This window comes from Corynebacterium jeikeium, assembly GCF_000738175.1.
GTDB lineage: Bacteria > Actinomycetota > Actinomycetes > Mycobacteriales > Mycobacteriaceae > Corynebacterium > Corynebacterium jeikeium_C.
Genome location: NZ_JFCH01000009.1, coordinates 14381 through 37049 on the forward strand (window position 1 = coordinate 14381; position 22669 = coordinate 37049).

Annotated in this window: 15 protein-coding genes; 10 read left to right on the forward strand and 5 right to left on the reverse strand. The window is 63.3% G+C overall.

The window, feature by feature from the left end; all coding sequences use genetic code 11:
• Positions 1-61: 61 nt before the first annotated feature.
• From JQ46_RS11545 to JQ46_RS00900, 3 genes are all read right to left on the reverse strand, one after another.
• Complete coding sequence (locus JQ46_RS11545) at positions 62-2197, reverse strand: Hsp70 family protein (protein ID WP_034984619.1); 2136 nt, start codon at positions 2195-2197, stop codon at positions 62-64.
• Positions 2198-2281: 84 nt separating this feature from the next.
• Positions 2282-3754, reverse strand: a complete 1473-nt coding sequence (locus JQ46_RS00895; RefSeq protein ID WP_034984623.1) for a GTPase — start codon at positions 3752-3754, stop codon at positions 2282-2284.
• Entirely contained in the window at positions 3755-5617 is a 1863-nt protein-coding gene (locus tag JQ46_RS00900; RefSeq protein ID WP_051876180.1) for a dynamin family protein, read from the reverse strand.
• A 323-nt stretch (positions 5618-5940) separates the two neighbouring features.
• Between JQ46_RS00900 and JQ46_RS00905 the strand changes: the two genes are divergently transcribed.
• Positions 5941-7164 (forward strand): hypothetical protein, encoded by a 1224-nt coding sequence (locus tag JQ46_RS00905; RefSeq protein WP_034984624.1) that lies wholly within the window; start codon positions 5941-5943, stop codon positions 7162-7164.
• A gap of 42 nt (positions 7165-7206) precedes the next feature.
• Here JQ46_RS00905 and JQ46_RS00910 read toward each other — a convergent pair whose 3' ends face one another.
• Both JQ46_RS00910 and JQ46_RS00915 read right to left on the reverse strand, forming a co-directional pair.
• Positions 7207-9249: an ATP-dependent DNA helicase gene (locus JQ46_RS00910; RefSeq protein ID WP_034984626.1), complete on the reverse strand. Its 2043-nt coding sequence runs from the start codon at positions 9247-9249 to the stop codon at positions 7207-7209.
• 8 nt (positions 9250-9257) lie between these two features.
• Positions 9258-10580, reverse strand: a complete 1323-nt coding sequence (locus JQ46_RS00915; RefSeq protein WP_034984627.1) for a nicotinate phosphoribosyltransferase — start codon at positions 10578-10580, stop codon at positions 9258-9260.
• 63 nt (positions 10581-10643) lie between these two features.
• On the opposite strand from JQ46_RS00915, the gene clpS reads away from it, so the two are divergent.
• From clpS to JQ46_RS00960, 9 genes are all read left to right on the forward strand, one after another.
• The gene (gene clpS, locus JQ46_RS00920; RefSeq protein ID WP_034975882.1) at positions 10644-10949 is read left to right on the forward strand and encodes an ATP-dependent Clp protease adapter ClpS; all 306 of its coding nucleotides are present in this window, start codon (positions 10644-10646) and stop codon (positions 10947-10949) included.
• 27 nt (positions 10950-10976) lie between these two features.
• Positions 10977-11546 carry a DUF2017 domain-containing protein gene (locus JQ46_RS00925; RefSeq protein WP_034984628.1) on the forward strand — a complete coding sequence of 190 codons (570 nt, stop codon included), beginning with the start codon at positions 10977-10979 and terminating at the stop codon, positions 11544-11546.
• The gene (locus JQ46_RS00930) at positions 11546-12739 is read left to right on the forward strand and encodes a P1 family peptidase (RefSeq protein ID WP_034984630.1); all 1194 of its coding nucleotides are present in this window, start codon (positions 11546-11548) and stop codon (positions 12737-12739) included. The genes JQ46_RS00925 and JQ46_RS00930 overlap by 1 nt, the downstream gene beginning before the upstream one ends.
• A 15-nt stretch (positions 12740-12754) precedes the next feature.
• Positions 12755-13612, forward strand: a complete 858-nt coding sequence (gene murI / locus JQ46_RS00935) for a glutamate racemase (RefSeq protein ID WP_051876184.1) — start codon at positions 12755-12757, stop codon at positions 13610-13612.
• Between the two features lie 228 nt (positions 13613-13840).
• Complete coding sequence (locus JQ46_RS11415) at positions 13841-15199, forward strand: adhesin domain containing protein (protein WP_237744660.1); 1359 nt, start codon at positions 13841-13843, stop codon at positions 15197-15199.
• 9 nt (positions 15200-15208) lie between these two features.
• Entirely contained in the window at positions 15209-20041 is a 4833-nt protein-coding gene (locus JQ46_RS10750; RefSeq protein WP_237744661.1) for a G5 domain-containing protein, read from the forward strand.
• Positions 20042-20179: 138 nt separating this feature from the next.
• The gene (locus JQ46_RS00950; protein ID WP_192817218.1) at positions 20180-20989 is read left to right on the forward strand and encodes an MBL fold metallo-hydrolase; all 810 of its coding nucleotides are present in this window, start codon (positions 20180-20182) and stop codon (positions 20987-20989) included.
• Positions 20990-21066: 77 nt separating this feature from the next.
• On the forward strand, positions 21067-21837 hold the full coding sequence (gene rph, locus JQ46_RS00955; RefSeq protein WP_034984633.1) for a ribonuclease PH: 771 nt from the start codon (positions 21067-21069) through the stop codon (positions 21835-21837).
• Positions 21838-21878: 41 nt separating this feature from the next.
• On the forward strand, positions 21879-22532 hold the full coding sequence (locus tag JQ46_RS00960) for a non-canonical purine NTP pyrophosphatase (RefSeq protein WP_034984635.1): 654 nt from the start codon (positions 21879-21881) through the stop codon (positions 22530-22532).
• Positions 22533-22669 lie beyond the last annotated feature (137 nt).

Here is a 22669-nt window from a genome sequence, read left to right on the forward strand (position 1 = left end):
AGCTCGATCTCCGCTCGGTGTGTGGGGCTCTAACTTGTGCCTTGAATCAATGAAGTGATGGTTAGTCCTGCGGCATCAGGTTATAGAACTTCAGCATCTCGATTGCGTCTTCCTTGGTGTCCTCAGCCCTGCCGTTGGACAGCACGACCAGCTTTTCGTCGGGGTACCACACCGTGACATTCGGGCTGGAGAACTTGGCGGTGGGGTAGAAGGTAATCTCCGGCCATCCGTTTCCGGCCTCCTGGAGGACTTGCCCCTTCACGGAAGAGTTCTTTCCGTGGTCATAGACCTTCTGCGCGTCGTCTCCGGACAGCGTGTAACGGAAGTTGTTGTAGAGGAACTCATCCTTGTGGTCCTCGAGGGAGTCGCGGCTGGGTAGGCAGGAGTACATGTCGATATCCATGCCGTCGTAGGCCGCACCTGCGAAGCTTGCCTTGTCTGGCTTGGTGCTGCAGCTATCGATGCGGTTGTAGAAGTTCGTCGGAGTGTAGTCCTTGACCTCTGGGAGCAGGGAAGCCAGTGGCTTGTACATATCCGACTCATACGGCTCCCGCGACGGGCTGTAGGGGCTAGCTTCGGTGAACGGCGGGTTGCCGCCCTCGCCGTTTCCGCCGCCACCGCCGTTTCCGCCACCGTTGTCATCGCCGCCGTTCAGTGCAACGAAGCCGATGGCAATGACGACTGCGAGGATGGCAACGCAAGCCGTGATGATCACGGGAGTGTTGGACTTCTTCGGCTTCGAGGAGCTCGTTGCGTGGGCGCTGGCGAAGTTGCTGGCGCCGTATGCGTTTGCCGAGCTGGGCACGAAGGCGGCAGTCTGCGGGGAAGCGTTGTAGGACTGTGGCCCCTGGTTCTGGCTCTGGTTTGGGCTCTGGCTCGCACGCGGCATGCCGGGTGGGGTCGCCGGGCCGGACTGGCCGGGTTGGCTGGATTGGCCGGAACGGTTTGCGGCGGAGGCAGCGCCGGCGCCTAGACCAGCTCCGGCGGCGCCAGCTAGTCCAGCTGCGCCAGCGGCACCTGCGCCAGAACTGCCGGAACCTGCACTACCGGGGCGAGTTCCTGCCCCCTGTGCGCCATCCACGCCACCGGTGAACCCGCGCAGGGTTGCAGCCAGCGCACCGCGGCTCACCACGGTCTTCGGGTCGTCGAGCGTCATGACGGTGCCGACTTCGCCCAGTCGGTCCTGCACGAACGGAATGCGCGAGGATCCACCGGTCATGTAGATCGGGGTCTTTGTGGAATCGACGCCCGCCTGAGTCAGCGCCGCACGGGTCAGTTCAACTCCGCGCATGATCGACTGCTCGATTACGTTGTTGAACTCATCGCGGGTGATCAGCAGGTCGGTTTCCCCGTGGGGAGTAGAGACACTGATGGTGGCCGAGGACGTATCCGATAGGATCTCCTTGGCTTCGCGGATGCTGGATTCCAGCGCGTGCACCGTGGTGATAGGTGCCGAGCGAACGAAGTCCGCCAGGTCGGGATCGTCGTGCTCCAGCTGGTCCAGAACCCAGCGGTACAGCAGGTTGTCGATGGTGCGCCCACCCAGGCTGTTATCACCCTTGGCGGCCACGACTTCGAAGTTGCCATCCCCCTTTGCACGCAGCACGGCAATATCCAGGGTGCCGCCACCGAAGTCGAACACTGCTACGTGGGAGCCGGATTGGACGGACTGCTGAGAGGCGTAGTGGATCGCAGCTGCGCGCGGCTCGGATAGCACGCGCAGGTTCTGTTCCGGCACGCCTGCGGCGACGGCGCTGCGCTTCAGCTGCTCCACGGAGTGCGCCGACCAGGCTTCGGGGTGAGTCAGCGTAACCGTCTCGGGGTCCTGGTTCGCGTGCTGAGCCTTGCCCGAACGCAGAACTGTAGCGATCACGGAGCCGACGACCTTCGTCAACGGCAGACTACGGCCAGCCAGCTGAACCTCGTCGTGGTCGATGTAGCGTTTGGGGCTCAGCAGCAGCCGGGAGGGGTCGCGGCGGCCACGCGCCAGGGCGGAATCGCCGTTGAGCAGTGTGGGCTCTTCGTCATCGGCAGCGGCGTGTGCGCCGTGCGGGACGTCGAGGAATACTGCAGACGGCATGATGTTGGAGCGGTGCGTCAACGCAAGGGCGGAGATCTCCCTACCCATGGGGCTCTGGTGAGCGGCAGCCGTATTCGAGGTTCCGAAGTCGACCGCCAGATGCCATGCGTTAGTCATTTAAAGTACAGCTCCTGACAAAACATAAGGGTTTAATAGCGTTTAAGGCATAAGTAGCTTACACTTTAGCGCCTCGGTTGGCCTTTAGTGCGTAGCTTGTAGCGCTGATTGGAAAGAGCCCAGGAGGCGCTCGCGAGCCTCGTCTTCCGCCGCCGACAGTGGGGACATCGACATTTGCTGCATTTCGGCGATCTTATCCTCCAGCGCCTGGCGGACCTGTTCCACCGGAGTATCGCGCGGCAGGTTCACAGTCTCTGCCGGGTGCCCAGCCGTCACGGCGGAGCGCAGTAGTGGCAGCAAGCGCGAATCTGGGGTGGAGGCGTAGGTGTTGCGGTAGCTGCGGTATAGCATCACAAAGTGCATGCCCGGCTGCGCCAGCGTCACCGACTGGACCCAGCGCACGTGCTGCAGGTCCGGGTGGTTGGAGGCCAGATCGTCCAGCACATCCAGCATCCGGGCTGCGCGCTGCAGCACTGCGAAGTAGGTGATGTCGCCGGTCAGCAGGTGCACCAGTTCCGAGACCCCGGAGGTCTCCACCATCCACTTGACCAGCGCCGGTGCTCCGCCCTCGGCGGCGATGCGGCGCCCGGCGAAAACGCCGTATTCGCCCATAACGTCCAGCAAGTCGTCGCGGGTGCTCGCGCTGCACTCCGGCACGATTTCCCGCGGGTCCTCCGCCTCCAGCAGGTCCAGCAGACCTTCGCGGTCCAGATGTGCCAGCGCACTCAAGTTACGGGCCACCTCACCGGTGACTTTGCCCGTCAGCGCGGACTCTGCCATCAGGCCGGAAAGCGGAATGGTGCGTTGCACCGTGCTCATCAGCCGCTTCTGGATGCTATCGGCGTGCTGGCGGGCGTGTTGCAGCGGATCGATGGGGCCGAAGGCGCCGGAACCGAAGGAGTCCGCTCTGGAAAGGATGCCGACGGTATTTAGGGGCGTCATTCCCAATTGGGAGAGGAACCGCTTTTCGTCCTCGCGCGGGGCAGAGTCCGACAAGAAGACAAGGCAGTCGGCCCAACCGCTGGCACGGCGCGTGTCTTTTTGTCCGTCGACGAGTACGCGGCGGGTGCGCTCTTCATTCTCGACGGTCAGGGTGGCGGTGCCGGGGGTGTCGATCAGCGTGAGTTCCTGGAGGCGCCGGTTGGGCAGGAACTGATCCACAAAGTCCACCTGGTTCACCGGCACGGTCAGGTTGTTCAGCGGGCCGTTGTTCAGCGGCACGCGGATGACCTGCCCGTCGGTGGTGTGGATCTCGGCGCGGGCGGGCGCACCGTTGTGGTACATGCTCACCGCCATGGTGCACTCCAGGGCGCCGGTGGCGGCAATGAGGTTCTCCGTCAACGCGTTGACCAGCGTGGACTTTCCGGATTTCAGGCGGCCGACCACAGCCACGCGCGGCGGGCGGGTGACCATCAGGCGCAGCTGTTCGGCGTGCCGCGCCAGGTCCGGCGAGCCGCCGGCCAAAGCGTCGACAGCCTGGGTGAGCAGCAGCGTCAGGTCAGAGACGCGCTGGCTCAAATGCGCCGAGGCTGATTGGATCTGATTTCCCTGCTCCATTTACATCCCCGCCTTCGCGTGTTCTGCCATGCTCGCCGCTCCGCGCCGGGTGCGTTTCAGCGCCGCCAGGTGCTCATCTAGCTCTTCGATGGTCTGGTTCACGATCTCCAGGTTCTTCTTCAGCCGGCTGATGGTCTGCTTGCGCTGGGCCTCGGATTCGCGGGCGATCTTCTGCGCGGATTCGATCTTGGACTGCAGGTTGCGCTGCTCCTGGCGGATCGCGGAGCGGTGGCGCAGCAGGATTTCCGTCCTACCTGTGGTGATCGCAATGTCGATCATGCGGTTAATGGAGGTGCGGGTCGTCGCAATAGTCTCGCGGAGCCAGATAAGTAGGTGTTGCTTGCCGTTGCGCATTGCTCGGTAGCCCATGTTCACGCCGATCCAAGCCGCTGCGGCCACGGGGGCGAAGGGGATCACCACTGTCAGGGCGCCCGCGCCGACGATGCCCATCGTCAGCATCGACGGGTCCACCAGCCCAGTAGTCTTCTTCTCCACGTCGTGGCTGAGGGAGCTCGGCGGGGCCAGTGCGGCGAAGATCTGTTGCTGCACCTGGTCCACCATGTCCTGGCGCCCCTGGAACAGCTGCGCGGCACGGGCTGTCACTTCGCTGACCATTGCCATCACCATCTGCTCCATGATCTGCCGCAGTTCAATTTCGATTTGGCTGGTGAATACCTGCGGCTTGCTGCGCAGCACGCGCATGCCATCGGCGTTGACGCGGTTGGTCCAGCGCGTCTTTACGTCCGTCAGCGCCTCGTCCATCGCCGCGGAAACCTTGTTGCGGCTCAGCTGGATGTCGCGCATGAACAGCTGTTCCCACTCGCTGGTGGCATCGCGGAACGCCTCGAGCTTGCGCTTTTCTGCTTCGAGTTCGCCGACTGCATCGCTGGTTTTGTCGTAGAGCTTGATGTCGCGCTCGATGTCGGTGGTGATGGTGTGCATCGTCGACTTGGTGATCTCGAGCGCGGTCACCGTGCCGAGGTTGCCCGGCGAGTTCACGTGGTCGATGATCTGTTGGCGCAGCTCGGCGACGCCACATCGTTGCTCGATCTGTGCTCTTTTTTCTGGTGACGCCGATTCCGCCGCGTCCAAAGCCCGCAACGAGGACACTCCAATGACCGGGATGTCCAGGCCTAGGTGCTCTGCGATGAGGCGCTGGTCATCGGCGACGATGGAGCGCCAGCGGCGCACATTCTTATCTGTCTTGGTGACGGCCACGATCACGCTGCCGACCTGCTCGCGAGCGCGGCGGAGAATGTCCATCTCCGGGGCGGTGATGGGGGTGGAGGCGTCGCAGACCATGAGCAGCACGCCGGCATTCCGGGCTTCTGCCAGGGAGGCCGTCACCGCGTGCTCGTCCAGGCCACCCACGCCCGGAGTGTCGATGATGGTCACCTTGCCCATGCCAGAGTAAGGAACCAGCAGCTCGGCGGCGCTGGGTAGGGAGGCTACTTCCTTACTATCTTTCGGCGCGCGGTTGATGGCATCCACGGCCTCCTGGGTGACCCAGTTCTTTAGATCCTCGGGCTCGATCGGGTCGTACTCCGTGCCCCGCACCAGGCGCGCCAGCACTGGCTGGTCCGGATCCTGGTCGGGCTCGGTGTGGATACGGATTGGGGCGCTGGTGGCGGTGATGACGTCCACCGGCAGCAGATCGCGCCGACCGACCAGAGCGTTGACGAGGGAGGACTTTCCGCGCTTGACCTCGCCGATGATGACCACGGCGGAGGTGCGGTATTTCGCATTCACGAGGTTCTGCACACGATCCGCGGCATCGTGCATCTTGTATTTCCTGGCGATGGTGGCCCCGCGCTCGACGCTTGCCTGGGGGGATCGGCCCGAAGCGTTTGGGGTGGGGGTCACGGTGTGTATCGCCTTTCTTTGTAGTGTCCGGTTAGTGCGCGGCGAGCGCACGGTAGTGCGGGAACGCCATTCTAGTATGCCGATAAATGGACTTTCCGGGAGTTTAGCTTAAGCACTATGCATGCTTTCACCCCCGGAACTGCTTTCGGGATTCAGGTGGCAGAAATGTCTTTTTACTAGGGATTTCGTGGTTTCTGGGGCGAGGGGGCGTCCATAATAAATACCCCCAAGGAACAACTTGTAGAGGAGGGGCATTCAATAACTGACAGGCAGCCAGGAAGAGCCTGAAGGATACTAGGAAGAACACTGAAAAGGAGCACACAATGTCTAACGAGAACCTGAACAACGGAAACAACGCTAACAACAACGGCCTCACCACCAACGACAACGCGGGCGCCCCGGATCACTCCCTGGGCCGCTGGGATGTACTGGACGCAGACGGCAACATGGTCCAGGGCAACATCGTCGGCGCGCAGGACACCAACGGCGACGGCAAGGCAGACGCCTTCCAGGTGGACATCACCGGCGACGGACGCCCGGACGGCACGGTCTACGACAAGGACGGCGACGAAGTGACCGACCGCGCGGAGATGGACTACGACCAGGACGGCATCGTCGACACGGTCTACGAAGACATCGACGGCGACGGCGTGATCGACAACATGTCGGTAGACACCACCAACGACGGCAAGCTGGACACCAAGGCCACTGACTACGACAGCGACGGTGTGACCGACAACGTGAAGATCGACTCCAATGCAGACGGCAACTACGACGTCACCGCCTACGACTTCGACGGCGACGGCAAGGTAGACAGCGTTGGTTATGACACCGATGGCGATGGAATCTCCGACTACTCCGAGTTCGACCACGACGGCAACGGCGTTGTGGACGGCACCAGCGGCGAGGTTCCGCCGTCCGCGGCACAGCAGGCAGTAGGCGAGGGCATCTGGGGCTCCCAGACCCAGACTGCAGCGCCTCAGGACGCAGCACCACAGGCTGACGCTCCGGCTGCGGCAGCCCCGGCAGCTGAGGCTCCGGCAGAGGACAAGCCCGAGTCTCGCACTGAGGACAATGCAGAGGCCCCGGCAGAAGAGGCAGCCCCGCAGGGCGGCGCAGACACTGACCTGCAGTCCGCCGGTGCGGACAACGCAGCACCGAACGGCGGCGAGTACGTGGACCTGGACGGCGACGGCCTGGCAGACGGTGTAGCTTATGACACCAACAACGACGGCCAGATCGATGCACTCGAGATCGACACCACCGGCAACGACCAGACGGACACCGTGTTCGTTGACACCGACGGCGACGGCCAGGTCGACGAGCGCCACGTGGACACCGATGGCGACGGCTTCACCGACGAGGCTCTGCTGGACACCGACTTCGACGGCATCGGCGACACCAAGGCATACGACCACGATGGCGATGCTGTGTACGAGTCCACTGAGGAGACCTACACCGAGGACATCGCTCCGACCTTCGACGACCTGCTGGGCGGCGCTGGCGACAGCGGAGCCGCTGGCAACGACGGCGCGGACCTGGCCTAAGGCACTAGGCCCGGGCCTCAGGTTCGGGCCTAGCCCCCGGCCCTAAGCTTCAACCAGGCGACGCAGTGCACCCCGCACTGTGTCGCCGTTTTCCGTGTACCAGAAGTCTGGCATCGAACGGCGGATGTAGCTGCCGTAGCGCTTCGTGGCCAGCCGCTGATCCAGTACCGCCACCACGCCCCGGTCGTCCACGGAACGCAGCAGGCGGCCTGCGCCCTGTGCCATCAGCAGCGCAGCATGGTTCGCCGCCACCTCCATGAATCCACTGCCACCGCGCTGATCGGCGGCCTCCTGCCGGGCTTGCTGCAACGGATCGTCGGGGCGCGGGAAGGGGATGCGGTCGATGATCACCAGCGAAAGCGACTTGCCGGGAACGTCCACGCCTTGCCACAGCCCGAGGGTGCCGAAGAGGCAGGCGGACTGGTTCTTGCGGAACTTCTCCACCAGCGTGGACATGGAGTCTTCGCCCTGCAGCAGGATCTCGTAGGGCACCACCGTGCGCAGCTGCTCGGCCATGTCCTCGGCCGCGCGCCGGGAGCTGAATAGCCCCAGGGTGCGCCCGCCGGCGGCGTTGATCAGCCGCGCGGTTTCGTCCACGGAGGCGTCGCTGGCGCGGTCCCGCCCGGGCGGGGGCAGGTGCCGGGCGACGTAGAGAATGCCGTGGGTGCGCGCGTTGAAGGGCGTGCCGGCATCCAACGTGGGGGTGCTCTTCGGCAGCCCCCAGCGGCTGAGCATAGCGGTGAACTTGCCGCCCAGCGCCAGCGTCGCCGAGGTCAGGATCACCGTGTTCCGGCCGAAAAGTCGCTGGCGCAGCAGGTCGGCAACGCTCAAGGGGGCGACCCGTACGACGTGCTTCGGTGCGCGCGGACCGGAGTCTGCGGTGTACCAGATGACGTCCTCGCCGAGCAGATCCTCGTCATCCGCGCTGTTGCCTTCGCCCACGCGCGAGGCGTTGAGGATGCGCACGCACGTATCGTTGAGCTCCTCGGTGGCCACGATCACCGCCAGGCGTTCGGCGGCCTTCTTTGAATCATTCGCAAACTCGGAGGCGGGTATGCCGCTGACCTGCCGGTTCGTCTTCCACGCCGCGTCCCTTAGCGCCGCGAGCGGCACCTGCAGTGCCTCGGGCACGCCGGTCCAGCGCCCCTCGATGCCGGTGCCGAAGCGGTCGTTGTTTGTGGACGCCGCCGCCTCCGCCTTTAACGCCTCCGTCCACCTGTCGCCTGCTTCGGCCAGCTCGTCCCCGGCAGCGTCTGCGCCGGAGACGGCCAGCTTCGCGGCGCGTTTGGCCAGCACGGCGATGGCGGTGGGGGATAGTTCGGCGGTGGCGACGGAGGTAATGCGATCCTCCAGCTCGTGGGCCTCGTCTACGATCACTGTGTCGTGCTCCGGCAAGACTGGGGCGTCCACAAGAGCATCGATGGCGAGCAGGGCATGGTTGGTGACAACAACGTCGGCGTCTGCGGCGTGGGCGCGGGCCCGCTCGGCGAAGCACTGCTCGCCGAAGGGGCAGCGGGTAGCGCCGAGGCACTCGCGGGAGGACACGCTGACCTGGCGCCACGCGCGATCGCTGACGCCCTGGGGGAGATTATCGCGGTCGCCATCCTCGGTTTCGCCAGCCCATTCGTGCAGGCGGGCGACTTGGGCGCCGGTGGCGGAGAGCTGGGAGGGATCCAGGAGGGACTCTTCGGCCTCTTCCACGCCGCTGTCGGTCTGCGCGTTATTCACCTTGTTCAGGCAGACGTAGTTACCGCGACCTTTTTGGATGGCGAACTCAAGCGGGCGGGGCAGCTCCGGCTCGAGGGCTTTGGCCAGGCGTGGCAGGTCGCGCTCCACCAGCTGGCGCTGCAGGGCGATCGTCGCGGTGGAGACGATGACGGGGTAGTCGGAATCCATGGCCGCGGCGATGCTGGGGATCAAGTAGGCCAGGGACTTACCCGTGCCGGTGCCGGCCTGGACGGCCAGGTGGTGTTCTTTGTCAATGGCCTCGGCCACGGCCTTGGCCATCTTCTGCTGGCCCGGGCGCGGGGCACCGCCGAGGTCGATGACGGCGAGGCTGAGGAGGTCGAGGACGTTGGAGCTCATACGGGTTGTTAGGCCTTGATGTGGCGAACTTGCAGGGCGGGCTCGTCGCGGGTGAGAGCCAGGCCTTCCCAGGGCAGGCAAACTAGCTGCTTGGCGCAGTGCTCGCGGGATTCCTCTAGGGTGGGCAGGCCGTCCACGAGCTCGCCGTCGCGAACCATGGGGATGGTCAGCTGAATGCTGTTCAGCCCCTCGGCCTGGGGCAGTTCCGCCCCCAAGGGGAAGGTGACTTCCTCGACGGCCGTGCCAGAGGGGCGGCTAAAGCGGGCGGCATCCTTCGCCCCGCCGAGACTGGCCTTGCCGCGGGAGCGCTTGGCGACGGGCACACCGTCTACCTCCACGAGCTTGTAGACCAGCCCGGCGGTGGGTGCCCCGGAGCCTGTGACGACGGAAGTGCCCACGCCGAAGGAATCCACCGGCTCGCTGCGCAGGGCGGCGATGGAGAACTCGTCCATGTCGGAAGAGACCACGATCTTGGTGTTAGTTGCCCCCAGGGAATCCAGCTGGTCGCGCACCCGGCGGGTCAGCACACCCAAATCGCCGGAGTCGATGCGCACGGCCCCCAGCTCCGTACCGCCGGCGGCGACGGCGTTTTCCACGCCTTGCGTGATGTCGTAGGTATCCACCAACAGGGTGGTGTCCGTTCCCAGGGCGGCGATCTGTGCCTTGAAGGCTGCGAGCTCGTCGGGCGTGCCGTCCGGGCGGGTGTGCAGCAGGGTCCAGGCGTGAGCTGCGGTGCCGGAGGCCGGGATGCCGTAGCGCTGCGCGGCCTCCATGTTGGAGGTGGCGACGAACCCGGCCAGGTAGGCGGCGCGGGCGGAGGTGACAGCGGCGTATTCGTGGGTGCGGCGTGCGCCCATGTCGACGATGGGACGGTCGCCCGCGGCGGTGACCATGCGAGCGGCGGCGCTGGCCACGGCGGAGTCCATGTTCAGGATGGAGAGGATCACCGTCTCTAGGATCACGCACTCGCCGAAGGTGCCCCGGACTGTCAGGACGGGGGAGTGGGGGAAGTACAGCTCGCCTTCGCGGTAGCCGTCGATTTGCCCGGAGAAGCGGAAGTTGCGCAGGTATTCCAGGGTTTCGTCCCGCAGGAAGTCGATGCGATCCAGCTGCTGGTCGGTAAACACGAAGTCGCGCACGGCCTGCAGTACGCGGGCGGTGCCGGCGATCACGCCGTAGCGGCGCTCGTTGGGCAGGCGGCGGGTGAACACCTCGAAGGTGCAGGCGCGGTCGACAGTGCCGTCGAGGATCGCGGCCTCGAGCATGGTGAGTTCGTATTTGTCCGTAAGAAGTGCGGAGGAGCGGGTGCTGTATTCGTTCACCCGCTCCATGCTAGTCCACGCCCCACCACGGACCCGGCAGCGAAGATGGCCGATGTGGGTATTCTGGAAAGCATGACTTCCCCAGCCGCTCCCTCCGCCACCCCTGTGGCGGACAAACTGCCAGAAACACTGACGGAGCCCAACCTGCCGTGGATGTGCATCTGTTGGGATGATCCGGTGAACCTGATGAGCTACGTGACGTATGTATTCCAGACTGTCCTGGGGTATTCGCGCAAGCGTGCCACGGAGCTGATGATGCAGGTCCACACCGAGGGTAAGGCCGTGGTGAGCTCGGGCGAGCGCGACAAGGTTGAAGGGGATGTGAAGAAGCTGCAGACTGCCGGGCTATGGGCGACGATGCAGCGGGCGGACGGGTAGGCGTCAATAAAGAAAGAAGGAACGAACATGCAGCCGTGGACTAAGAAAAGCAGCCTGCTGCGCGGGACTCGCTTTAATACGCAGCTGGAGCCGCTCGAGCGCGAGATGCTGGGGGATTCGGCGGTGGCTGTCTCCGACAAGCTGATGGAGCGCGCGCGGACCGCCCCGAAGGACGAGCTGGCGGAGATGACGGGCATGGCCAGCGGGCATGCCGATGCGCCGAAGGATCCGGGGCTGGCGCGGCTGCTGCCGAGCTTCTTCCGCGAGGGGGACGAGGAAGTCGACGGCGATGCAGCGCTTACCCGCCAGCTGAACGAGACGGACATTATCAAGACGAAGCTGACTAACCTGCATTTTGTGGTGGACTACCTGGGGCCTAATGGTTCGGTGAATGTTTCGCTGACGCAGGACGAGGTGCACCCGTGGCTGAGCGCGATTAACGACATTCGCCTGTACCACTCTGCGCAGTACGAGGAGTTCAAGAAGGAGCTTCTCGAGGGGGAGGAGAATTCTGACCAAGCGACGGCGGCGCAGAATTACCTGGATTGGTTGGGCTACCACCAGGACAGTCTGCTGTCGGCGATGATGGGTGAATAATGAGCATAGAGTTGTTCGGCTGCCAGCCCGGGCCCGCTAATTCTTTGGCGGACGTGGCAGGCATTGGCGTGGGGCACGCGGCGTGCGAGGACGGCGCGGGGGATTCGGGCGTGACCATGATCGTCGCCCCGAAATCCGCCACTGCCAGCGTGGATGTGCGCGGTGGTGGGCCGGGCACGCGCGAGACGGATCTTCTGTCGCCGCACAACACGGTGCAGTCCGTGCACGCTATTGGTCTGTGCGGTGGTTCTGCTTTTGGTCTTGACGCCCTCACGGGGGCAATGGTCGAGCTGGAGAGTAGGGGGATCGGCTTCCCCGTGCTGGGCCCGGAGCACCCGGATAAGTTGGTGCCGATCGTGCCGGGGGCTGTGATTTTTGATCTGCTGTTGGGGCGCTGGGATTCGCGGCCGGATGCGGCAACGGGGGCGGCGGCGACGGCGACGGCGCTGGGTGCCGTGGCTGGAAATATGGCTGGCGGGGTCGTCGGCGCGGCTGAGCAGGGCGCTGCAAAGCAGAGGGGTTCAGGGCAGGCGGCGCTGAACGGCAACGTCGGCGCGGGGCTGGGAGCCTCGGCCGGAGCGCTGAAGGGCGGCTTTGGGCAGGCCAGCGCCGTGTTCCCGGAAGCCACCCCGCTAGCGGGGGTGACTGTGGCCGTGGGCATTGTAGTGAACCCGCAGGGTGCGGTTTTCGATCCGGCAACCGGCCTGCCGTGGGGACTCGCCGCAGAGCTGGACGGGGAGTTTGCCAGATACGGACTGGCCGACGGCCTGGTTGATGGTGAGCCGGTGGGGGCTGAGGGCGTCAAAAGGTTAAAGAGCAAGAACCTGCTCGGCACGAAGATCACGGCGGACATGCTGGCGCCGAAGCTCAACACGACGATCGGGGTGGTATCGACGGATGCGCCGCTGACGAAGGCTCAGGCCAAGAGGCTGGCGTTGGCGGGGCACGACGGGATTGCGCGGGCGATTCGGCCGGCGCACATGCCGATGGATGGGGACACGCTGTTCGCGATGGCGACAGGTGAGCACGGTTCGGGGGCTACTGGAGTTGAGAGGGGCGTGGATGACATTGGCATGAGCCTGCTTTCGGCGGTCGCGGCCAACACGGTAGAGCGGGCGATTGTGCATGCCGTGTTGGCGGCGGAATCGGCGTTTGGTGTGCCGAGCTGGCGCGACGTAGTGAAGGAGATGTAGTGAAAGGTGAGGACCGTGGCTGAATCTTCTGAGGCTGTTGAGGTAGGCGTTCGGGCGGAACAGGCAAACAATGCGCCGATCGGGGTGTTTGATTCGGGCGTGGGCGGGCTGACTGTGGCGCGCGCCATTGTGGACCAGCTGCCACACGAGAACCTGGTGTACATCGGGGACACGGCCAATTCGCCCTACGGTGACAAGCCGCTGGCGCAGGTGCGCGAGCTGTCGATCAGGATTGCAGACACCCTGGCGGAGCGTGGCTGCAAGATGATTGTGGTGGCGTGCAACTCGGCCTCATCGGCGTTTATTCGCGACGCGCGGGAGAGGTACTCCATTCCGGTGGTTGAGGTGATCCTGCCTGCGGTGCGGCGCGCGGCGGCGGCGACCCGCAATGGCAAGGTCGGGGTGATCGGTACCCAGGCGACGGTGAGCAGCAGGTCGTATCAGGATCTTTTCGCGGCGATTCCGGGGGTCGAGGCGTATGCGCAGGCCTGCCCGCAGTTTGTGCCCTTTGTGGAGCGTGGCATGACCAGCGGGCGGCAGCTGATGGGGTTGGCGGAGAACTATCTGGCGCCGTTGAAGGCCGAGGGGGTGGATACCGTGGTGCTCGGGTGCACACACTATCCGCTGCTGGCCGGTGTGGTGCAGCTGGTGATGGGGGATGACGTCACGCTGATTAATAGCGCGGAGGAAACGGCGAAGACTGTTTATAGGACGCTGTCGGAGCAGGATCTGCTGGCGGATGAAGATCCGGGCCGGGCGGTGGACCTTTCCTTCGAGTCGACGGGGGATCCGCAGAGGTTCGCAAAGCTGGCTGGGAGGTTCCTGGGGCCGGCGATTAGTTCGGTATCACAGATCCCGGAGATGGTTCGCTAACGCTTAGGGTTAACTTATGTGGGACGCCCAGGGGTTTTGCTGTTTTTAGAACTATTGTTCCGGTTGTTTCTGAACCCTGAGTACGGTTAAACTATTCGTGTACTTTTAGGCTGACTGTCGCTTAATGAATCACGTTTTAGCGCGTTCTCAGCCTTTGTAGCTACCTGATCTGTGGAAACTCTAACGGAACGGGTGGGCGCGTTTAAGGTTTTCAGGAAGGACTGAGGAATGAATTCCTCTCAGAACAAGGTTTTAAGGCGGAACGCTCGTAAGGGCGCTGCCGCGCTGTCTGCCATCACGCTCGCGCTGGGCTCACTCAGTATCTTTGCCCCCAGCGACTTCGCACCCGAGGCCACCGCCGCAGAACTCTCCGGCGGCATCCGCGACAAGTCCGGCGCGGTAGAGAAGGATGCCCAGAAGGCCTCCGACCTGCCGGCCGGTTCGTGTACTGTCTCGGAGAGCACTGAGAGTGGCAGCCAGGCTGGTTTTAGCTGGAGCACCTCTGAGCCGTCCGCGTCCAGCCCCGACAAGAAAGCCTGGGGCTTGAGCGTCTCCTTCGACAACTCGAAGGACCGCACGTTCGCCGATTGGAGTTTTACCAATAACGGCAGGATGGGTGCGTACCTCGATGCGGCTCAAATTCCCGCTATGAATGCCGGTCAGACCCTTGTTGACAAGGTAGTCACGCACAAAGCCGACGAAATCCTCGGTATTACTGCTTCTGGGCCACAACGACCCCTGAACCTCAATGCGAAGCTGACCGATGCGAAAGTCAAGCAGTTCGCTGAGGCTACTGCTGCGAACCCGGTACGTTACGCCTGGCAGGGTAACTATAAGCAGGACAATCCTGGAGGACCAAGGGCCACCCAGGGAACCAACTCATCCTTTACGGCCGTCGTAAACCCGTGGCCGAGCGAGAACATCGAATGTAACCCGATCACGGTGTCGTGGGAGAACTTCGAGAAGCACGTCATCGTTGCAGGTGCGGAAACCAAGGTCGGTAAGATCAACGTTCCTGCTGTGCAGAATGGTGGCACTGACGACTCTATGTCCCGCATGGTTGTGGAGGCTTACGACGGCAACGGCCAGTTCATCGGCACCACGGACCCAGCGGCCTCCGGTGGCACCAAGAACCTGCGTATCGATGAAGCTACGGGCGATATCTACTTCACCTGGCCTGAGTACCGCGGTACCGACCTGGCAACGGATAAGAACGTGAACTTCTCCGTTCTGGCAAAGCCGCGTACCGTCGACCAGCTCCAGGCTGCTGGTGCGAACAACAATGAGTTTGGCGACTCCAAGGCCTTCGACAGCTCCAACTCGCTGACCCGCTACAACAAGGCGAACGTCATCGACTCGAAGGCGTTCTCCCTGGACGACACCGAGTACCACTCTCCGAAGTACGACAAGACGGATGCTTCGATCATCTCGGGCGTCGATAGCGCTACCGGCCCGCTGGCTACTGAGCCGCAGAAGGTCACCTTTACCCAGACTCCGGATCTGATCAAGGACCTGGCAAAGAAGAAGGGCGACGGCGGCTACGAGGCCAAGGTCGAGCTGGATGAGAAGTACGTCTACGACGGCTGATCCGTCGAGATGGACGAGAACTACAACGTCACGGTCACCGCTCCGGAGAACCCACGTCCGGGTACCTTCGCGCGCCCGAAGATCACCGTCGAGTACTCCAACGGCTCGACTGATGAGCTTGAACTGCTCGTGGTTGTTGACCCGAACAACACCCAGGTCACCGACTTGGTGCGTCCAGGCTTGACGAAGGGCACCATCGGTGACGACCTCACCGCCCAGGTGGGTACCAAGTCCATTATGAAGGGCTACAAGCCGGTGCACCCGGCCAAGTTCGAGGTCGACCCAGCCACCGTGCCGGACGGCTGGACCGTCACCGTCGATGAGACAGGCAAGGTCACCGCGAAGGCGGATGACTCTGTTGCACCGGGCACGATCATTACCCCGAAGATCAAGGCAACCTACCCGGACCAGACCACGGATGAGATCGAGACCCAGTTCCAGGCGATCGTGGACATCAAGATCCCCACGTATGACACTAAGACTGGTCAGCCAAACGCAAGCGTCAGCCTCACTCCCGAAATCCCGGAGCGCGGCCTGAGCGGTAACACGACCGATGAAGCCCCGACGCGCTACACCTTCGAGGATGGCACCAACCAGACCAAGCTGACCAGCAAGGATGGCAAGACGTGGACCGTCTACGTTGACGAGAAGACTGGTGAGATCACGACTACGATTCCGAAGGGTTCGCAGGAAGGCGACATCCTGAACGTTCCGGTCCAGGCTCACTACAGCGAGGAAGGTAAGCAGAAGCCTCAGACGGTTGTCGGCACTGTCGTCGTCATCAAGGGCGACATCAAGGCGAACTACAACGTTCAGACCACTGCTCCTGGCCAGGAAGTCAAGCACCAGGTTGAGGACACTCCTGACGGCTCCACGTTCTCCTTCGGCAACAAGAATGGCAAGCCGGTTCTTTCTCAGGAAGTCAACGGCTGGAATTACACCATCGACCCGAAGACCGGTGAAGTTTCCTCCACCCCGCCGGCTGATGCCAAGCCGGGTGACAAGAACACCATCACGGTGACCGTTAACGCTCCGGGTGGTTTGACCACCCAGGCGCCGGTCACCACCGTGGTGAAGTTGACCAACAGCTGGGAGTCTGAGCCTGTTGTGCCGTCCCAGACGGTCTACCCGGGTGGTACGGCTACCTCGCCGATTGGCGTCGAAAAGCCTGCAGAGATCAACCTTGATGCGGACAAGCCGTTTACCATCGATCCGAAGGGCAAGGGCCTTGAGGCCACGGGTGAGAACAACGAGTTCGGCAACCCGACCTACAAGGTGAAGACCGCTAACGGCGACTGGATTGTCGGCCTGGATGACAAGGGCAACGTCATCTCGACCGCGCCGGAGACCGCGAAGCCGGGCGACAAGATCGACGTCCCGGTCATCGTGACCTACGAGGACGGCTCGAAGGACAACACCACCGCGACGGTCAACGTCATCGACGTCCCGAAGCGTGAGGTTCCGTTCGACGTCGAGTACAAGTACGACGACTCCATTCCCGCTGGCGAATACCGTACTGAAACCAAGGGAGAGCCGGGCGAGGAGAAGCAGAAGAAGGACGGGACCTGGGAACGCACCAAGGATCCGGTCAACGAGGTCGTCGTCGTCGGCACCAAGCCTGCCGAGAGCGCCAAGGAAGTCACGTGGAAGGTTCCGATCCCGTACCCGACCGAGGTTCGCGAGAATCCGGACCTGAAGCCTGGCGAAACCCGGGTTGTCCAGGAAGGTGAGAACGGCGAGAAGACCTACACCGCTAAGTTCACCGCCAAGGGCGACCAGGCGGAGGTAGTCGAGGAAGAGACCACTAAGGAACCGGTCAAGCGCATCGTCGAATATGGTCCGGGCCTGGACCCGAGCGAGCTGGTGACGAAGACTGAGAAGCCGATTCCGTTCGAAACCGAGGTCGAGTTTGATCCCAACCTGCCGGCCGGCGAGAAGGTCGTCGACCAGAAGGGTGAGCTCGGTACTGAGGTTGAGACTTCTACACAGAAGCTTGTCGACGGTAAGCCCTCCGGCGACCCGACAGTGACCACCGAGCGCACGAAGGAACCGACGACAGAGAAGATCCGCGTCGGAACCAAGACCACCGGTGAGACCAAGAAGACTGTTGAGTCTGAGGTTCCGTTCGGCGTGAAGATCGAGTTCGACCCGAACATGCCTGCAGGCACGTCCGAGACTGTCACCGAGGGCAAGCCGGGTAAGAAGACCATCACCGTGACCCAGAAGGTCACCAACTCCGAGCCGGATGGCGAAGCCACCGTCGAGGAGAAGGTCACCGAGCAGCCGGTTGATCAGGTCATCAAGGTCGGCACCAAGCCGTCCGAGGCGTCCTCGAAGGTCACCTGGACTGCCCAGGTTCCGTTCGAGGTTGAGACCCGTCCGAATCCGGAATTGAAGCCAGGCGAAATCAAGGTTGTCCAGAAGGGCGTGCCTGGTGAGAAAACCTACACTGCTGATTTCACTGCCAAGGGCAGCCAGGGCTCTGTGAAGGCCGAGGAGAAGCAGACCAAGGATCCGGTCAAGGAGATTATCGAGTATGGCCCGGCAGCTGAGGACACCACTGTGGTGACCAAGGTGGAAAAGCCGGTTCCGTTCGAGACTGAGATCGTCTTCGATGACTCTCTTGAAGAGGGGCAGCAGAAGGTTGATCAGCAGGGTGAAACCGGTACTGAGGTTGTAACTTCTACTCAGAAGATTGTCGACGGCAAGCCGTCTGGTGATCCTGAGGTGACTACTGAGCGCACCAAGGAGCCGACCAAGCAGATCATCCGCGTTGGTACTAAGACCACTGGTAAAAACACTGAGTCCATTGAGACTGAGGTTCCGTATGACGTCAAGGTTGTTTACGATCCGAGCTTGAAGCCAGGCGAATCCAAGGTCACTCAGGAAGGTAAGCCGGGCAAGAAGAAGGTGACGATCGAGCGCGATATCGTCAACTCCAAGCCTGGCGACCCGAAGATCACTGAGGAGATCATCGAGAAACCGGTTGAGAAGATCGTCACCGTCGGCACCAAGCCGGCAGAGGCAAACAACAAGGCAACATGGGTTGCGCCGCTACCATACGACACGATCGTGCGAGTGAACCCGAATCTGAAGCCGGGTGAAATGAAGGTCGTCCAGAACGGTGAGTACGGTGAGAAGGAATTCACCGCCGACTTCACTGCGAAGGACAACACCTCCACGGTGAACACCACCGAAAAGGTGACCAAGAAGCCGGTTCAGCAGATCATCGAGTATGGTCCTGGCGTTGATGACAGTGAGGTTGTAACCAAGCTGGAGAAGCCGGTTCCGTTCGAGACTAAGATCGTCTTCGATCCGAATCTGAAGGCCGGTGAGCAGGTCGTCGATCAGCAGGGCGAGCTGGGTACTGAAGTCGTAACCTCTACTCAGAAGATCGTGGACGGCAAGCCTTCCGGCGACCCGACCGTGACCACTGAGCGCACCAAGGAGCCGATCAACGCAATCATCCGCGTTGGAAAGAAGCCGGAAGAGACCGAGCCAGTTTCTACGGATGTCGAATGGATCGAGAAGACTCCATTCGAGACCGAGATCCGCGTGAACCCTGAACTGCAGCCTGGCGAGACCAAGGTTATCCAGGAGGGTACGCTTGGTGAGATCAAGCACACCGTCAAGGTGACTGTTGATAGCAATGGTGAGGTAAGCGAGGAGGAGTCTTCTGAGGAGATCAGCAAGCCTTCTCCACGCATCATCGAGGTTGGCCCGGCCAAGGGCGTCGAGACTGAGCTGACGGACAAGCACACCGAAGAGATTCCGTACGACACCGTCATCGAGTACGATCCGGACCTCGAAGCTGGCAAGGTCGTCGAGGACCAGGCTGGCAAGACCGGTTCGAAGGAGATCACTAAGACCTGGAAGCTCGTCGACGGCCAGCCAGTAGGCGAGCCTGAGACTTCTGAGGAGGTCACGCAGCCGAAGCAGGATCGTAAGATCCGCGTGGGCACCAAGTGCGACTGCAAGACCCCGGAGAACCCGAACAACCCTGAGGGCCCGAAGGATCCGGAGAACCCGAACAACCCTGAGGACCCGAAGGATCCGGAGAACCCGAACAACCCTGAGGACCCGAAGGATCCGGAGAACCCGAACAACCCTGAGGACCCGAAGGATCCGGAGAACCCGAACAACCCTGAGGACCCGAAGGATCCGGAGAACCCGAACAACCCTGAGGACCCGAAGGATCCGGAGAACCCGAACAACCCTGAGGACCCGAAGGATCCGGAGAACCCGAACAACCCTGAGGACCCGAAGGATCCGGAGAACCCGAACAACCCTGAGGACCCGAAGGATCCGGAGAACCCGAACAACCCTGAGGACCCGAAGGATCCGGAGAACCCGAACAACCCTGAGGACCCGAAGCCGGAAGATCCGAAGCCGGAAGATCCGAAGCCGGAGGACCCGAAGGATCCGAACAAGCCTGGCGGTTCCACTGGTTCGGTGACCCCGAAGCCGAACCTGCCTGGCATCATCGGTTCCCTGGGAATCGGCGGGGCAATCGTGGGCAGCGGCTCCCACGGTTCCACTCCGAAGCCGGATCCCAAGCAGCCGGGCAAGCCGGGTACCCCGAATAAGCCGGGCAACGCAGACAAGCCGGGCACCCCTGGCAAGTCCAGCACCCCGAGCCAGTCGGGTACCACGGGCAGCACGTCCACCGGCAGCTCCGCAAGTACCGGCAGCTCCAGCTCTCAGAAGCAGGTTGATAGCCCGCGGATGAGCACCCTGGCCTCCACCGGCGCGAACGTGCTCGGCGTGTTCGCAGTCGGCCTGGCGCTGATCATCGGCGCCATCCCGCTGCTGCGCCGCCGCCGCGAAGAAGGCGAGGCCTAACCGCCACTAGCGTTCAGCGCTAGCGCCTAGCGGAACAGCCAGTCCCGGCTACTCCCGCCAAAAGAAAGGGCGACCACCAACACAACGGTGGTCGCCCTTTCGCACATTTGCCATCGCTTCGTGGCAGAATGACAACTTATGGAACTGGTAGTGCTGGGGTGCTCCGGAAGCGTCGAAGGGCCCGATAGCGCCGCATCGGGATACATCGTCTGCGACACAACCACGGCCAACCCCGACCACCTCCTCCTCGACTGCGGCCCCGGCGTACTCAGCGCCATGCAACGCGCCGAAGACATCGACCCCTCCGCCTGCCACGTGGCCTTCAGCCACATGCACGCCGACCACTGCCTAGACTTCCCCTCACTCCTCGTCTGGCGCCGATTCCACCCCACAGCCCCCTCCACCCAACGCCACCAACTACTCGGCCCAGCCATCGCCCACCGCCACCTCTCCGCCGCCGGCGCCGACGCACCCGAGCGCCCCGACGACTTCACCGACACCTTCGACATCAACGTCTATAGGGCAGGCGAGGGTCTTTTTGACGCCACCACGTACCCAGCCCACCCCATCGGCCCATTCACCCTCTACGCCGCCACCGCCGTACACCCCACAGAGGCCTACCTGTTGCGCGTGGAAGACAACGCAGGTAACTCCCTGGTGTACTCAGGGGACACCGCCTGGACCGATAACCTGGCCCACATCGCAGCGGGAGCAGACGTATTCCTCTGCGAAGCCACCTGGGGCGAAAATGCAGAAGGCCAGCCCAGCGGCATGCATATCTCCGGCGAAGACGCAGGCCGTGCAGCACAGGCAGCAGGCGTGGGCAAGCTCGTGCTCACCCACATCCCACCGTGGGGCGATGCAGACGCAGCGGTCCGCGGCGCCGCCCGCCACTATGACGGCGAGATCCTCGTCGCCCGCCCCGGCATGCGCCTGACCGTCGGCTAGGCGCCAGAGCACCAGCTGACCGACTGCGCAAGCGTCGGCGGGTAGCCCGTCCGGGGCGGCTAGTAAACTTAAGCCCCATGACGGAAACCAACGTAGAAAACACCTCCAACGCAGGCAGCAACTTCACCCGCGCTGACGGGCGCGCCACCAACGAGCTGCGCCCGGTGCGCATCACCCGCGGATTCACCAACAACCCCGCAGGCAGCGTGCTGGTGGAATTCGGCAACACCCGAGTCATGTGCACCGCCAGTGTGGAAGAAGGCGTGCCGCGCTTCAAGAAGGATTCCGGCGAAGGGTGGCTGACCGCCGAGTACGCGATGCTGCCGGCCTCCACCCACGAGCGCATGCCGCGCGAATCCATGAAGGGCAAGGTCAAGGGACGTACCCAGGAGATCTCCCGCCTCGTCGGCCGCGCGCTGCGCGCCGCCGTGGATCTGAAGGAGCTGGGGGAGAACACCGTCAACATCGACTGCGACGTTCTGCAGGCCGACGGTGGCACCCGCACCGCAGCCATCACCGGCGCCTACGTGGCTCTGGCTGATGCGCTGGCCGTGCTGCAAGCTAGGGGCGTCGTACCAGGGCAACCGCTACGCGCACCCGTCGCCGCAGTATCCGTGGGCATCATCGACGGCGTGCCGTGCCTCGACCTGCCGTATGAAGAAGACTCGCGGGCGGACGTGGACATGAACGTGGCCATGACGGCCGAGGGGCGCTTCGTGGAAATCCAGGGCACCGGCGAGAACGCGGAGTTCACTCGCGAGGAACTGAACACCCTGATGGACCTGGCCGAGGGCGGCCTGCGTGAGCTCATTGAGGCACAGCGGGCAGCGCTGGCGCAGGAACTCTAGAGCAGCAGAAGCAAACGCGACAAGAGAAGGGGAGTAGCACCGTGCGGGTACTGGTGGCATCAAGGAACAAGAAGAAGCTGGCGGAGCTAAACCGCATGCTCGAAGCGGCGAACGTGACCGGCATCGAGCTCGTCGGACTGGGGGACGTGCCGGAATACCCGGAGACCCCGGAGACCGGCGCGACGTTCGTGGACAACGCGCGGATTAAGACCAACGACGGCGTGCGCCACACCGGCCTGCCGACGATCGCCGATGATTCCGGGCTGGCCGTCGACGCGCTGAATGGCATGCCGGGTGTACTGAGCGCCCGGTGGTCGGGTGGCCACGGCGACGACAAGGCCAACAATGACCTGCTGCTGGCGCAGATGGGGGACGTGCCGGACGAGCGGCGCGGGGCGCACTTCGTATCCTCCTGCGTGCTGCAGCTGCCCGCCGAAGTCGCAGCAGAGCGCGGCATGGAGCCCGAATACGCAGTGGAAGGTCGCTGGTACGGCCGAGTACTGCGCGCCGAGCAAGGCGAGGGCGGCTTCGGCTATGACCCGCTGTTCGCCCCCGACGAGCTGCCGGAAGGCCAGGAAGAACAGCTGGCAGGCAAGTCCGCAGGCGAGCTGACGGCGGAGCAGAAGGATGCCGTTTCCCACCGTGGCAAGGCCCTGCGCCAGCTGGTGGAGATCCTGGCGCAACTGGCGGACTAAAGCGGCAGGCCTGGCGCCCAGCACGCCACTAAGTCCGGCGCCCAGCGCACCGCCCTGTATGCGGTCAGCGCGCCGCAGGGGTAGGCGCCGGGTGCATGCAACCCACGTATGATGGGGCAAGGCACAAGCTCAAACGT

Excerpts from the sequence above, each read along its gene's own strand:
- JQ46_RS11545 (WP_034984619.1), bottom strand. The coding sequence starts at position 2,197 with ATGACTAACGCATGGCATCTGGCGGTCGACTTCGGAACCTCGAATACG.
- JQ46_RS00895 (WP_034984623.1), bottom strand. The coding sequence starts at position 3,754 with ATGGAGCAGGGAAATCAGATCCAATCAGCCTCGGCGCATTTGAGCCAG.
- JQ46_RS00905 (WP_034984624.1), top strand. The coding sequence starts at position 5,941 with ATGTCTAACGAGAACCTGAACAACGGAAACAACGCTAACAACAACGGC.
- JQ46_RS00910 (WP_034984626.1), bottom strand. The coding sequence starts at position 9,249 with ATGAGCTCCAACGTCCTCGACCTCCTCAGCCTCGCCGTCATCGACCTC.
- JQ46_RS00915 (WP_034984627.1), bottom strand. The coding sequence starts at position 10,580 with ATGGAGCGGGTGAACGAATACAGCACCCGCTCCTCCGCACTTCTTACG.
- clpS (WP_034975882.1), top strand. The coding sequence starts at position 10,644 with ATGACTTCCCCAGCCGCTCCCTCCGCCACCCCTGTGGCGGACAAACTG.
- JQ46_RS00925 (WP_034984628.1), top strand. The coding sequence starts at position 10,977 with ATGCAGCCGTGGACTAAGAAAAGCAGCCTGCTGCGCGGGACTCGCTTT.
- JQ46_RS00930 (WP_034984630.1), top strand. The coding sequence starts at position 11,546 with ATGAGCATAGAGTTGTTCGGCTGCCAGCCCGGGCCCGCTAATTCTTTG.
- JQ46_RS11415 (WP_237744660.1), top strand. The coding sequence starts at position 13,841 with ATGAATTCCTCTCAGAACAAGGTTTTAAGGCGGAACGCTCGTAAGGGC.
- JQ46_RS10750 (WP_237744661.1), top strand. The coding sequence starts at position 15,209 with ATGGACGAGAACTACAACGTCACGGTCACCGCTCCGGAGAACCCACGT.
- JQ46_RS00950 (WP_192817218.1), top strand. The coding sequence starts at position 20,180 with ATGGAACTGGTAGTGCTGGGGTGCTCCGGAAGCGTCGAAGGGCCCGAT.
- rph (WP_034984633.1), top strand. The coding sequence starts at position 21,067 with ATGACGGAAACCAACGTAGAAAACACCTCCAACGCAGGCAGCAACTTC.